Origin of the sequence: Pseudomonas sp. RIT409 (assembly GCF_003052515.2) — a bacterium.
GTDB lineage: Bacteria > Pseudomonadota > Gammaproteobacteria > Pseudomonadales > Pseudomonadaceae > Aquipseudomonas.
Genome location: NZ_QARE02000031.1, coordinates 38,665 through 52,107, shown reverse-complemented (window position 1 = coordinate 52,107; position 13,443 = coordinate 38,665). Strand labels below are relative to the sequence as shown.

Here is a 13,443-nt window from a genome sequence, read left to right as displayed (position 1 = left end):
CTGCGACGTCCTTTTTTCCAGAGCATGGCCGAACCCTCTTTTGAGTCGTGTGGAAAGTGTAGACGGCGCGAGAAGCGGGGCGTCCGGCCATCGGGATTTAAGAGGGTGGTGGGTACGGATAGTTCGGTTGCAGAGCGTTGTTTAGATGCCGTGGCGCAACCTGAAGTAATAAAGCATGACCGCCGCCAACGCAGTAACGACCATCAAGAAGGCCTGCAGTTTTACGACAAACCGCAGCGCTCTCGGCACTCGCTCTATTTTCCAGCGTGGAATCGCTTCGAATTTTTTATAGCTGCTGGGCGCCACGATCATCAACATGATGAAGAACTCACGCATCCTTCTCCCCAGATGACTGTCTCCATAGTACGAACGATGCGTTTGGATCAGGGCGACTTCGTTCAAGTGCTTTTCGATGGTCTCCAAGTACCTCCGGTAAAAAACATGAAAACCTACGATCTGGATAAGCATCCCAGCCAGCAGCATCGAAGAAAGCCATTCTGTTTCGATAGGTGGCATCAGGGCGTCCACTCGTAAATTAGTTCCCCCAGGCCTGCGCCGGCGATTTCCCCGAGAGCGCTGCTAGGTCGACCTCCAACGCCTACACCCAGGGGGCTTGAGGTCCGCTCGTTGAAAAAATAGAGCAGCAGGTCGTTATTTTTGAGGAAGTCCGGCGCCGCTTCGGCGGTTTGATGGCGGATGCCTTGGGCAAGTCTCACCATTTCGACTTCTGTTGGTAACAGCGTACGGCTTGATTCGTCGGGCACGATCACCAGTTGGCCGGGCATTACCATCTGATTTCGGATATGCGTATTGACCGCATCGAACTTTGCTCCGCTGCCGATGCGCGCTTTGAGCCCCGCGTAAGTTTGCATTTGGTCGTTGATGAACATGTAGGGCGTGGCACTGATGGTCATTTTTCAGTCCTTCAAGCCTGTCGAGTGGCCGAGCATAGGAAAATCAAACGGGATTAGGACGACCTCAGTGACGTTTTCGGAAAATTCAGAACGACCCTACTGGCAGGGTGACCAAATCCTACAAGTTGCACAGTTTCGCAATTCCCTAGAGGAATAGCGCTCAGCGCCCATAAACAAAAAAGTGTGGGGAGGACAGGGTGGCGGGGGGCGTTCATCCATTGCGCTCCGACCGCCGACATGTGATTCCATGCCATCTGCTGACCACCACTGCGAACACATCGAACCTTCCGGCTAACGCGCTCAACGTCGGTCCGTCAGTGCGCGCTCACGCCTTCGCAGGAGCAACCTTATCCAACACTTGCCGGGCCAGCGCATGGTAGAGCGAGACCGGGGCTATCCAACCGGATACGGCAGAGGCCAGGACGCTGACGGCGAGCATGGGGATGACCAGGTCGGGGCTGTGAGACAACTCCAGGACAATGACCGAGGCGGTCAAAGGGGAGCGTGTCACGCCCGCGAGGTAGCCGCCCATCCCGAGCAGCGCGCAAGTCTGTGGGTTCACATCCGGCAGAAGAGCGAGGAGCGGCGCGAACGCAGCGCCCACGCTCAGGGACGGGGAGAACAAACCGCCTGGGATGCCGGCCAGATAGGAGACCACGTTCGCCAGAAACTTCCACAGCAAAAAGGTGCTGTCAGTCACCGGGTGCCCTTCGAGCAAGGCGCGAGTTTCTTCGTATCCCGTGCCATAGACGTGGTTTCCCGATATCAGCCCCAACAGCGCCAGCAGCAGGCCGCAGACTGCAGCGAAGCGTGCCGGGAACCGTGCTCGCCATTGGCCCATGCGCCCCAGCCAGCCGGACTTTGTGGGCAACACCAACTTGACGTAGAGGCCGCCGAGGACGCCGCCTAGCAGCGCGCAGGCCGGTATTTCGCTCCAGCCCCACCCGGTGGGCAGGCTGCCGCCGATATCCCCGAAGTAGGCGTAGTGCCCCATCAGGCCCAGCGTGACGGCGCCGCCGATGAGCACGGCGGTCAGCACCAGACCACTGAAGCGCTGTTCGAAGGTGCGGCTGAGTTCTTCAATGGCGAACACGATCCCCGCCAGGGGAGTGTTGAATGCAGCAGCGATGCCGGCGGCACCACCGGCGAGGATCAACCCTGCCGTGGTGTTACGCCCATGCAGGCCCAGCTGTCGCCCAAATGCGTAGATGACCGCTGCGCCGACGTGCACCGTGGGACCTTCGCGTCCGACGGAGCCACCCACCACTAGCGCGCCGAGGGTAAAGAGCATGCGCACCGCCGCGACCGGCACGGCAAGCACTTGGGCACGGAAGCGCCGCGAAGGTGATTCCAAGGCGGCGATTACCTGCGGAATGCCGCTGCCTCGGGCGTTGCCGAACCAGCGATGAGTGATCCAGGCGAGCACACCGAAACCCAGCGGGGTGATCAGCAGCGGTAGCCAACTGGCCATGCCAAGCAGGCGTTGGAACAGGATGAAGGCTTGATCGGCCAGCCAGGCAAAGGCCAGCGCCACCAGCCCTGCCAGCAGTGCACCCACCCAGAACGCCAGGCGCTGTCGCCATTGCCGCCAGCGCGGGCGTTTGAATCGGCGCCTGGGTGATTCGCTGGGGGACGGCTGCTCGGGTGCGCTGGACGGTGCGATCGGTTCTGACATCGGGACAACGCTGGTATCGGATCGGAAGGTCCGATTATGGGCACATTTGTCACATCTCGAAACATCGAGGGGCGGGCAGACCCCTTCTATCCACTTCGGTGATTTGGTCGGTGATTCAGCAGGGCAGCGCGATCCTGCCGTTGGGCCAAGTCAAACCCGCGCCGTCTGCTTGTCCGTGACTTCGCTGGGCGATGCATCAGCAAAATGGTTGACCTGCCGCAGCGGCTTGAAGCCCCACATCCAGGTGCCGACTACACCCAAGGTGCACAACCCGCCAATGACCGCCGCAGGCACCGCACCGAACAAGGCTGCGCTGCTGCCGGCGCGGAACTCACCCAGTTCGTTGGAGGAGCCGATGAACAACATGTTCACCGCATTGACCCGGCCGCGCATGTCGTCGGGTGTGGAGAACTGCACCAGCGTCGAGCGGATGTAGACGCTGACCATGTCCGCTGCACCGGCGACCATCAGCGCCAGCAGCGATAGCCAGAACAGCGTCGACAAGGCGAACACCAGGTTCGCCAGACCGAACACCGCTACGGCGATGAACATCACCATCCCCACATGCCGATCGAACGGGCGGGCGGCCAGGTACAGGCCCGTGGCGACTTCGCCCAGGCTCATGGCACTGCGCAGAGCGCCGAGCCCCTGCGGCCCCAGGTGCAGCACCTCGTGCGCATAGATCGGCAGCAGGGCGACCACGCCACCCAGCAACACGGCGAACAAGTCCAGCGAAATGGTGCCCAGGATGATCGGGCGCGAGCGGATGAATGCAATACCTGCGGTGAAGCGTTTCCAGGCGGTGGATTCGAGGATCTGTTTCTTACCGGCGAACAGCACCGGGACGCGCGTCAGTAATAGCACCCCGGCGATGAAGCTGACCATGCACACGGAGTAGGTCAACCCACCCCCTCCGACCGCGTAGAGCCCACCGCCGACCAAGGGCCCGGCAATGGTGGCGATGCGCATGATCATGCTGTTGGTGGCAATCGCCGAAGCAAGCTTTTCTCGGGGCACCACTTGCGGCAGCAGGCTTTGCAGTGAGGGCCCAGTGAAGGCGCGGGCGCACCCGAACAAGGCGAGGGTGGCGTAGATCAGCCGCGTATCCTGATGATGGGTGACGGAAAACAGCATCAACATCAGGCTGCATACGGCCTGTACCGTCCAACTGATGGTCAGGATCAGCTTGCGGTCGTAACGGTCGATCAGGTCACCCGCCGGCATCAACAGCAACAGCATCGGAATGAACTGTGCCAGCCCCACATAGGCCAGGGAAATCGGATCGCGGGTCAGGTCGTAGACTTGCCAGGCCACCACAACGGCCTGAATCTGCATGGCGAAGACGGCGGCGAGGCGGGCGGTCAGGAAAGCGAAAAAGCCAGGCAGTTTGAGAGCGCTTTCAGAAGAAGGGGCAGCAGATGATTCGGAACTCAAGGCAGGGCATCCATCGAAGCGAAAGACGGCCGACTGTTATACACCGATAAGCAGGCATATGCCGCTGACTGTCCGAAAATTAATGATGGGTGGTGCGGTGTGTTCGAGGAGATGACGCCCGAGCAGACCCGCGTCGACCGCGGGTCTGCTCGATGCCGGTCAGCGGCGGACGAGCAGTACGCCCGACTCCATATGATGGGTATAGGGAAATTGGTCGAACAGCGCGCAGCGCTCGATCCGATGGGTGTCGTGCAACTGGGCGATGTTGGCCGCCAGGGTCTCCGGGTTGCAGGAGATGTACAGAATGCGATCGAAGCGGCGAGCCAGTTCGCACGTGTCCGGGTCCATGCCCGCGCGGGGTGGGTCGACGAACACGCAGCCGAAGTCGTAGCTTTTGAGGTCGACACCGGCCAGTCGGCGAAACGGGCGCACATCATTCAGCGCCTCGGTCAGCTCCTCCGCTGAAAGTCGCACCAGCGAGACGTTGTCCACCGCGTTGTCCGCCAGGTTGCTCAAGGCCGCATTGACCGAGGTCTTGCTGATTTCGGTGGCCAACACCTTGCGCACCCGGGTCGCCAGGGGCAGCGTGAAGTTGCCGTTGCCGCAATAGAGCTCCAACAGGTCATCTTGGCGGTCGCCGAGTGCTTCATAGGCCCAGCTCAGCATTTTCTGGTTCACGGTGCCGTTGGGCTGGGTGAACGCGCCTTCCGGCTGGCGATAACGGAAGCTGCGCCCCGCAACGTCCAGGGTCTCGGTGACATAGTCGCGACCGATCACCAGACGCTGACCTTTGGAGCGCCCGATGATGCTGACGTTGAGGTCGGCCGCCAGGCGCTCGGCCTCCAGTTTCCAGGCGTCGTCCAGTGGCCGGTGATAGCACAACGTGACCATCCCGTCACCCGCCAGCGTGGTCAGAAAGTCCACCTGAAACAGCTTGTGGTTGAGTACCTGACTGGCTTCCCAGCGGTCGCGCAGCACCGGCATCAAGGCATTGATCTGCCGACTGGCGATGGGGAATTCATTGATCAGGATGGGCGTGTGCTTATCGCCCGGTGCGAACATCGCGTAGTGCCGCTTGCCGTCTTCGCGCCACAGGCGGAATTCGGCGCGCAGGCGATAGTGGTCGCGGGGCGAATCGAAGACCTGCGGTTCGGGGGCATCGAAAGGCGCAAGCAACTCGCGAAGGCGTTGGGCCTTTTCGTCGAGCTGCCGGGTGTAGTTGGCGGGGTCGAACGGTGCACTCATGGATAGAAGCCCAGCTTGATCACGAACAGGATCGACAACACCACCAGCGCCGAATTCAGCTCACGGCCGCGGCCCGACAGCAGCTTGATCACCGTCCAGGAGATGAAGCCGAAGGCGATGCCATTGGCGATGGAGTACGTGAAAGGCATGGCCAGTGCGGTCAGCACCACAGGCGCGGCCTCGGTGATGTCTTCCCAGTTGATTTCCGCCAATCCCGAGGTCATCAGGACGGCCACGAACAGCAACGCGGGCGCGGTGGCGAAGGCCGGGACACTGCCCGCCAACGGGGCGAAAAACAGGGCCAGCAGGAACAGCACAGCGACTACGATGGCCGTAAGACCGGTGCGACCACCGGCGCTCACGCCGGCGGCCGACTCGATGTAACTGGTGGTGGTCGAGGTCCCGAGCAGCGAACCGGCCATGGCCGCGGTGCTGTCAGCAATCAGCGCACGGCCCATTTTCGGCATGTGCCCGTCCTTGCCCATCAGGCCAGCGCGCTTGGCGACCCCGATCAGCGTGCCCGAGTTGTCGAAGAGGTCAACGAAGAGAAACGAGAAAATCACGCTCACCAGGCCAATGTTCAACGCCCCTGGGATGTCCAGTTGCAGGAAGGTCGGGGCCAGCGAGGGCGGCATCGAAACCACGCCACCGAAGGGCGAGAAGCCCAGCAGGATCGACACGATGGTCACGGCGAGAATACCGATCAGCACTGCGCCGCGTACTTTCAGCGCTTCCAGGCCGACGATCAGTGCAAAGCCCAGTGTCGCAAGGATGGGTGCAGGTTTGGCCAGATCGCCCAGCCCGACCATGGTGGCCGGATTACTGACCACGATCTCGGCGTTGTGCAGGGCGATCAGCGCCAGGAACAGGCCGATGCCCGCGGCGATGGCCGAGCGCAGCGGCAGCGGAATGCTGTTGATGATCCATTCGCGAATGCGAAAGATCGACAGCAGGAAGAACATCACCGCGGAAATGAACACCGCGCCCAGCGCTACCTGCCAGGTGTGGCCCATGTGCAACACCACGGTGTAAGTGAAGAAAGCGTTGAGGCCCATGCCCGGCGCCAGCGCAATCGGGTAGTTGGCGATCAGGCCCATGACCGTGGAGCCAATGGCGGCTGCCAGGCAGGTCGCGACGAAAATGGCGCCCTTGTCCATGCCGGTTGCCCCCAGAATGCTCGGGTTGACGAACAGGATGTAGGCCATGGCGAGGAATGTCGTGACCCCGGCCAGGATTTCGGTGCGCACAGTGGTGTTATGTGCTCTGAGTTGAAACAGCCGTTCCAGCATGAGTGGCTCCCCGGTGACGCATCGCGCCATGAATGAATTCGACTAAAACAGCAAAGCACAGCAGTCTGAAACAACTTGCACAAATTCTGCCAGTCGCAAAAAGCCGCGCATCATACCAGCAGCATTGGGCGATGGGGGGTGCGATCAAGTCATTTGCCAATGTCGCTCCAGTGCAAACACAGGTCGCGCTGGTGCGTTTTGTCGGCAAGGCGGCTGCGTAATTTGCATCAACGCGGCAGCAATGCATTGTCGTGGGTCTTGAAGCCTTAGAAAACTGCCGAAAAGAGCTGATTAAGAATAACGAGCCGACCCGAGGAGCACGCATGAAGAGATTTATTCGTCAGATCAGTTGCGGTGTGTTGATGCTGAGCAGTACCGCCTTGATGGCGGCCGAACCGGCCAAATGCCAGAACGTGCGGATGGGTGTGGTCAACTGGACCGACGTGATCGCCACCAGCGCAGTGGCTGAAGTGCTGCTGCAAAATATGGGTTATGAGGTCAAGCAGACCAGTGCCGCCCAGCAGATCGTGTTCGGTGGCCTGCGCGACGACCGTCTGGATGTGTTCCTGGGCTACTGGAAGCCGGCGATGGACAAGAACATTGCGCCGTTCGTCGAAGCCAAGCAGGTCAAGGTATTCGACACGCCGAGCATGAACGATGCCCAGGCGACTCTGGCAGTGCCGCAGTACGTGTATGACGGCGGGCTGAAAACCTTCGCCGACATCGCCAAATTCAAGGACAAACTCGGCGGCAAGATCTACGGCATCGAGCCGGGTACGGGTGCCAACGCCAACATCAAGGGCATGATCGAGAAGAACCAGTTCGGTCTCGGCGGCTTCCAATTGGTCGAGTCGGGCGAAGCGGGCATGTTGGCCGCCGTGCAACGTGCGACCAAGCGCAACGAGTGGGTAGTGTTCGTTGGCTGGACTCCGCACCCGATGAACATCAACATGAAGATCGCTTACCTGAACGGCAGCGAAGACGTATTCGGTCCTAATGAGGGCGCTGCAACCGTCTCGGTGGTCACCGCCCCGGACTATGCGACCCGTTGCCCCAACGTTAACAAGCTGATGAGCAACCTGAAATTCACGGCGGCTCAGGAAAGCGAAATGATGGTGCCGATCATGGACCGCAAGGCGCCGACCGATGTCGCCAAGCAGTGGCTCAAAGAGCATCCGGAAGACATGAAGCGTTGGTTGGACGGCGTGACGACGTTCGATGGCAAGGATGCGGCCTCAGCGGTGCAGGTGGCGGTTAACAAGTAATCGGAAAGCCGATGGCTGTCCATGCTGCAGTGGGCTGGCTCAAGTGGCAGTGATCTCGCTGCCACTTCCCCCGCAGGCCGCTACGGCTTCTGGCGCACTGACGGGGTGAGAATGTCATGGGTTATCCGGTCTCGCCAGAAATGGCCGATTTCATCAGCGAAACCATGCGTTACAGCGCAGACTCACAGGAAATCAGTGCCCAGCGTTGCGCCTACTCACGCATGTGCCAAGCGTTGAATCCTCCGCGTCCCGGCGCGCTGGATGTCAATGATCTGAAGCTGGCAGGCGTGCCGGTGCGTCACTATCGACCGCACGCGTTGCCCCCCGAACAACCTGCGCCTTGCGTGCTGTACCTGCACGGCGGTGGCTGGGTGGTGGGGGATCTGGATTCCCATGACTTTCTCACCGGCGCCCTGGCGGTCGACCTGAATGCCGTGGTCATCGCGGTGGACTATCGGCTGGCGCCCGAGCATCCATTCCCGGCGGGCTTTGGCGATTGCCTGGCGGTCTGGCACGCCTTGCAGATTCAGGGCCCTCGTTTGGATATCGACCCACACAGGATCGCCATCGCCGGCGACAGCGCAGGCGGCAACCTTGCGGCGGCAGTTTGCCTTGCCCTGCGTGACGCCGGCGAACGTCAGCCCGTGGTCCAGGCGTTGATATACCCTGGGCTCGGCGGGGCTGAGGACTTGCCTTCGCGCAGGGAATGCTTCGATGCGCCGCTGCTCAGCACTGCAGACATCGGGTTCTATCAGCAGTTGTACCTCAAGGACGGCGAACGCTCGCCCTATGCCGCGCCACTCAGTGCTGCCGACTTTCGCGGTGTGGCACCGGCATTCATCGGTGTTGCGCAGTTCGATCCGCTGCGCGACGACGGCGTCTGCTACGAGCGGGCGCTGCGTGAGGCGGGCGTGACGACCGTGTTTGATCCAGGGCTGGGCCTGGTGCACGGCTGCCTGCGCGGAAAGGGACAGGTACCGGAAGTCGATGCGATGTACCAGCGACTGATCGCTGCCTTGCTGGTTTTTTTGCGCCCCTCGAATTGACCCTCGTCTGACGCGCCAGTCGATTCAGCCGCACGGCCGAGCGGCTCGGCGCCTCTTCGTTGCCTTCATCTGATTCGTTTTTCGCTCCCTGCTCCGCTGCAAAAGGTGAGGCAACTCGTCACGCGACAAAACACCACGCGGGCCATGTGCCGAAATCGGACTACTCTTTTAGTGTCGGTTGACTTGCATCAAGGGCGCGAAGCCCTTTGCTTGACGGGTTGGCTTGACACGGCCCCTGCGAGCCGAATCCGGTCACGCAATTCAAAAGAACAAACACACCACGGAGCGCTCAATACTTCGTGTGGGGCAGTCGCTCTTTAGCCGGTATCACCTGATAGAGGAAGACCCATGTTCGGTTTAGAGGCGCTCGATCTCGCCCGAATGCAGTTCGCGTTCACCGTTTCATTTCACATTCTGTTCCCTGCCATCACCATCGGCATGGCGAGTTTCCTCGCGGTGCTCGAAGGCCTCTGGCTCAAGACCCACGACAACACCTACCGCGACCTTTACCACTTCTGGTCGAAGATATTCGCCGTCAACTTCGGGATGGGTGTCGTCTCGGGCCTGGTAATGGCCTACGAGTTTGGCACTAACTGGAGCCGCTTCTCCGACTTTGCCGGTGCCGTTACCGGGCCCTTGCTGACCTATGAGGTGTTGACCGCATTTTTCCTCGAGGCCGGTTTCCTGGGCGTCATGCTGTTCGGCTGGGACCGGGTCGGTCGAGGTCTGCATTTCTTTTCGACGGTCATGGTCGCCATCGGCACATTGATCTCCACCTTCTGGATCCTGGCTTCCAATAGCTGGATGCACACGCCACAGGGCTATGAGATCGTCGAGGGCCGCGTGATTCCCGTCGATTGGCTGGCAGTGATCTTCAACCCCTCATTCCCCTTCCGTCTGACGCACATGGCCATTGCCGCGTTTGTCGCTACGGCATTCTTCGTCGGCGCGTCGGCGGCATGGCACCTGCTGCGCGGACGCGAGAACCCGGCCATCCGCCGCATGCTCTCGATGGCCATGTGGATGGCGCTGGTGGTGGCTCCGATTCAGGCCATGGTCGGCGACGCCCACGGCTTGAACACCCTGGAGCACCAACCGGCGAAGATCGCGGCCATCGAGGGGCACTGGGAAAACGTTGGCGATGAGCCCACGCCGCTGATCCTGTTCGGCTGGCCCGACATGAAGGAAGAGAGGACCAAATACGCGCTCGAAGTGCCGTACCTGGGCAGCCTTATCCTCACCCACAGCCTCGACAAACAGATTCCGGCCCTCAAGTCCTTCCCACCCGAGGATCGCCCGAATGCCACCGTGGTGTTCTGGTCATTCCGCATCATGGTCGGCCTGGGCATGCTGATGATTGCCGTCGGGCTCTGGAGCGCCTGGCTGCGCTGGCGCGGCGGGCTGTACAGCAATCGCTGGTTCCTCAGGCTGGTCATGGTCATGGGACCGTCGGGCCTGATCGCGCTGCTGGCTGGTTGGTTCACCACGGAAATCGGCCGTCAGCCGTGGGTGGTCTACGGGCTGCTGCGCACGGCCGACGCCTCCTCCAACCACAGCGTGGAGCAAATGACCCTGACGTTGGTGCTGTTCGTCATCGTTTACTTTGCGCTGTTCGGCGCGGGCTTCGGCTACATGATGCGGTTAGTGCGCAAAGGGCCGAAAACCCACGAGGGTGACGACCTGCCGCACGGTGGGCCGGGTCAGAAACGCACACCAGCACGTCCTCTCTCCGCTGCCGACGAAGGCACCGAAGAAGGCCTCAAAGACAGCCTGCGCGAGGGGAACTGAATCATGGGCATCGATCTTCCGCTGATCTGGGCCGTGATAATTATCTTCGGCATCATGATGTACGTCGTCATGGACGGCTTCGACCTTGGGATTGGCATCCTTTTCCCGTTCATCAAGGGCAAGACCGACCGCGACGTGATGATGAACACTGTCGCACCGGTGTGGGATGGCAATGAGACCTGGCTGGTATTGGGCGGGGCAGGGCTGTTCGGCGCCTTTCCGCTCGCCTATTCGGTGGTGCTGGAAGCCTTGTACCTGCCGCTGATTTTCATGCTGTTCGGCTTGATCTTTCGTGGCGTGGCGTTCGAGTTCCGTTTCAAGGCCACCGATGCCAAGCGCCACTTGTGGGACAAAGCCTTCATAGGCGGTTCCTTGGTAGCGACGTTCTTTCAAGGCGTGGCGCTCGGTGCGTTCATCGACGGGATTCCCGTGGTCAACCGTGCCTACGCCGGGGGCGGCCTGGATTGGCTGACACCGTTCTCGCTGTTTTGCGGTCTGGCGCTGATCGTTGCGTACGCGTTGCTCGGCTGCACGTGGCTGATCATGAAGACCGAAGGCGGCTTGCAGAAGGCGATGCACGATCTGGCCCGTCCGCTCGCCATTGCCACGCTGGTGGTCATGGGAATCGTCAGCCTGTGGACGCCACTGGCGCATCAGGACATTGCCGATCGCTGGTTCAGCGTGCCGAACCTGTTCTGGTTCATGCCCGTACCGGCCCTGGTGCTGGTGACGATGTACGGCTTGTTCAAGGCGGTAGAGCGCAATGCGCACTACACACCGTTCCTGCTGACGCTGGTGCTGATCTTCCTGGGATACAGCGGCCTGGGGATCAGTCTGTGGCCGAACATCATTCCGCCATCGGTGTCGATCTGGGATGCCGCTTCGCCTCCGCAGAGCCAAGGCTTCATGCTGGTGGGGACGCTGTTCATCATCCCCTTCATCCTGGGATACACCTTCTGGAGCTATTACGTATTCCGCGGCAAGGTCACCCACGAGCATGGCTACCACTAAGAGGGCAGGGCGATGACGGGCAAACACGTTGTGAGGGAAGACGATGGCTCGGCCAAAAAGCCGCTCTGGCAGCGCCTTGGCTGGCTGGTGGTCATCTGGTCGGGCAGCGTGCTGGCGCTGTTCGTGGTGGCCAGCCTGCTGAGGATGTTCATGACGGCAGCGGGGATGAAGACCCACTGAGAGTGACGGGAACCCGGCGAAGGCCGGGTTCTGCATGTTTGCCGTGGGTTTACTTACGGGCCTTGAGGATCACGAACTTCGGCGTCGCCGCCACTTGCTCCACGCCACGAAACAGCCTCGCCAGCTTGGCGTGATAGCCCAGATGGCGGTTGCCGACGATGTACAGCGCGCCGCCTGTCACCAGCGCCGAGCGCGCCTGCTGAAACATGCGCCATGCCAGGAAGTCCCCGACCACCTGCTGTTGATGGAACGGCGGATTGCACAGCACCACATCCAGCGAATCCGGTGCTTGCCCAGCCAGCCCGTCGGCAGCGTGAATCGCCGCCTCGCGACCACCCAACGCCAGTTGCCAGTTCTCCCGTGCGGATTGCACCGCCATGAAGGACTCGTCCACCAGGGTGTAGTGCGCCTGTGGGTTAGCCAGTGCGCTGGCGATGCCCAGCACCCCGTTGCCGCAACCCAGGTCTGCGACCCGGGCTGAGCCCAGGTGCATCGGCAAGTGCGGTAGAAACGCTCGGGTACCGATATCCAACCCGTCACGACAGAAGACGTTGGCGTGGTTGACCAACTCGATCTTCGGGTCATCCAGCCTGTAACGGGTCGGGAACGGCGAGGGCTGGCAGTCTTTCGGTTCAGGCGTGCAGAACAGCAGCCTGGCCTTCTTGACTGCCAGCGAGGCTTGAACGGGGCCGAGGTATTCTTCCATCAGTTCGCCTGCCGAGCGTGGCAGATGCTTGATCATGCCGGCTGCCACGACCTTCGCGCCCGGTGCCAACTGGCCCTGTAGCCGAATGAGTTGTTCCTCCAGCAGCGCCAGTGTCTTGGGTACGCGAATGAGCACCCAGTCGAAGGGGCCGGTCAGCGGTTCGCTGGCCGGGATGACAGGAACCGCGTTCCAGGCCTGGCCGTTGCGCGCGAGGTTCTTTTCCAGAGCCTGTGCCGCCAGGAACGAGTCGGTGCTGCTGAACACGGCGGCGTGGGGTGCGAGGCTTGCCGCCAGCGCGCCAAAGCTGTCGTTGAGAACCAGCACGCGTGTCTGCAGGGTCAGACCCTGCTCGGCGACATGCTGGAGCAAGTACTCGTCGGCGGCGTCGAACGCCTGCAGGGGGTCATCCGATTGCTCCGGTTGGCGAATCAGATCGAGCTCGGCGAAAGGCGTGGTAAGCAGGGGCATGTGCGGGAAAAGTCCGTTCGTTGACGACGTGGTCGGACGACCGATGGCGAACGAAGCACCCCGGCAACCGGCTCACGAAACCAGCGATTTTACGTGTTTTTCGCGCTCGCGCATCTCCGTCTTCGTAGGGCCGCTCACGCTCATGTCGGCAGCATCGGCGAGAGGCAGCATGCCATGCAGCGCTGCCTGCACCACCGCCGACATCTTGTTGGTCACCCCCATTTTTCGAATCGCGCTGCTGACGTGGAAATTAACCGTTCTGATCTTCACATCCAGAATCAGTGCCACCTCGGCCGCCGTTTTCCCCTCGGCGGACCATTTGAGGACTTCGATCTCCCGCAGTGTCAGACCGCTGTGGATCAATGGGCCGGCGGTGGCCATGCGCAGCAGATCCAATCTCATGTAATCCATTACATATCTCC

At 61.2% G+C, this 13,443-nt stretch carries 13 protein-coding genes and 1 pseudogene; 6 read left to right on the top strand and 8 right to left on the bottom strand.

What is annotated here, in order from left to right:
- Positions 1-141: 141 nt before the first annotated feature.
- The 6 genes from DBP26_RS25240 to DBP26_RS25215 form a co-directional block, all read right to left on the bottom strand.
- A complete protein-coding gene (locus DBP26_RS25240) occupies positions 142-516 on the bottom strand; it encodes a hypothetical protein (protein ID WP_108240310.1) in 375 nt (124 codons plus the stop codon).
- Positions 516-914: a hypothetical protein gene (locus DBP26_RS25235; RefSeq protein ID WP_108240309.1), complete on the bottom strand. Its 399-nt coding sequence runs from the start codon at positions 912-914 to the stop codon at positions 516-518. Before DBP26_RS25235 ends, DBP26_RS25240 begins: the two co-directional genes overlap by 1 nt.
- Positions 915-1,239: 325 nt before the next feature.
- Complete coding sequence (locus tag DBP26_RS25230; RefSeq protein ID WP_108240308.1) at positions 1,240-2,589, bottom strand: chloride channel protein; 1,350 nt, start codon at positions 2,587-2,589, stop codon at positions 1,240-1,242.
- A gap of 150 nt (positions 2,590-2,739) precedes the next feature.
- Complete coding sequence (locus tag DBP26_RS25225; protein ID WP_256602085.1) at positions 2,740-3,924, bottom strand: MFS transporter; 1,185 nt, start codon at positions 3,922-3,924, stop codon at positions 2,740-2,742.
- A 258-nt stretch (positions 3,925-4,182) separates the two neighbouring features.
- A complete protein-coding gene (gene trmA / locus DBP26_RS25220) occupies positions 4,183-5,268 on the bottom strand; it encodes a tRNA (uridine(54)-C5)-methyltransferase TrmA (RefSeq protein ID WP_108240306.1) in 1,086 nt (361 codons plus the stop codon).
- Positions 5,265-6,557: an NCS2 family permease gene (locus DBP26_RS25215; protein ID WP_108240305.1), complete on the bottom strand. Its 1,293-nt coding sequence runs from the start codon at positions 6,555-6,557 to the stop codon at positions 5,265-5,267. Before DBP26_RS25215 ends, trmA begins: the two co-directional genes overlap by 4 nt.
- A 32-nt stretch (positions 6,558-6,589) precedes the next feature.
- Between DBP26_RS25215 and DBP26_RS25210 the strand changes: the two genes are divergently transcribed.
- The 6 genes from DBP26_RS25210 to DBP26_RS25185 all read left to right on the top strand — a co-directional run bounded on the left by DBP26_RS25210 (position 6,590) and on the right by DBP26_RS25185 (position 11,847).
- Entirely contained in the window at positions 6,590-6,778 is a 189-nt protein-coding gene (locus DBP26_RS25210; protein ID WP_108240304.1) for a hypothetical protein, read from the top strand.
- Between the two features lie 102 nt (positions 6,779-6,880).
- Positions 6,881-7,822: a choline ABC transporter substrate-binding protein gene (choX, locus tag DBP26_RS25205; protein ID WP_108240303.1), complete on the top strand. Its 942-nt coding sequence runs from the start codon at positions 6,881-6,883 to the stop codon at positions 7,820-7,822.
- 116 nt (positions 7,823-7,938) lie between these two features.
- Entirely contained in the window at positions 7,939-8,868 is a 930-nt protein-coding gene (locus tag DBP26_RS25200) for an alpha/beta hydrolase (protein WP_256602070.1), read from the top strand.
- Positions 8,869-9,216: 348 nt separating this feature from the next.
- Positions 9,217-10,656, top strand: coding sequence for a cytochrome ubiquinol oxidase subunit I (locus tag DBP26_RS25195; RefSeq protein WP_108240302.1), 1,440 nt, complete (start codon positions 9,217-9,219; stop codon positions 10,654-10,656).
- Between the two features lie 3 nt (positions 10,657-10,659).
- Complete coding sequence (cydB, locus tag DBP26_RS25190; RefSeq protein ID WP_108240301.1) at positions 10,660-11,667, top strand: cytochrome d ubiquinol oxidase subunit II; 1,008 nt, start codon at positions 10,660-10,662, stop codon at positions 11,665-11,667.
- Positions 11,668-11,679: 12 nt separating this feature from the next.
- Positions 11,680-11,847 (top strand): DUF2474 domain-containing protein, encoded by a 168-nt coding sequence (locus tag DBP26_RS25185; RefSeq protein WP_108240300.1) that lies wholly within the window; start codon positions 11,680-11,682, stop codon positions 11,845-11,847.
- Between the two features lie 49 nt (positions 11,848-11,896).
- Here the strand turns inward: DBP26_RS25185 and DBP26_RS25180 are convergent, their stop codons facing one another.
- The gene (locus DBP26_RS25180) at positions 11,897-13,021 is read right to left on the bottom strand and encodes a methyltransferase (protein WP_108240299.1); all 1,125 of its coding nucleotides are present in this window, start codon (positions 13,019-13,021) and stop codon (positions 11,897-11,899) included.
- 168 nt (positions 13,022-13,189) lie between these two features.
- Positions 13,190-13,402, bottom strand: a pseudogene (locus tag DBP26_RS27420) (helix-turn-helix transcriptional regulator); the annotation flags it as partial.
- Positions 13,403-13,443 lie beyond the last annotated feature (41 nt).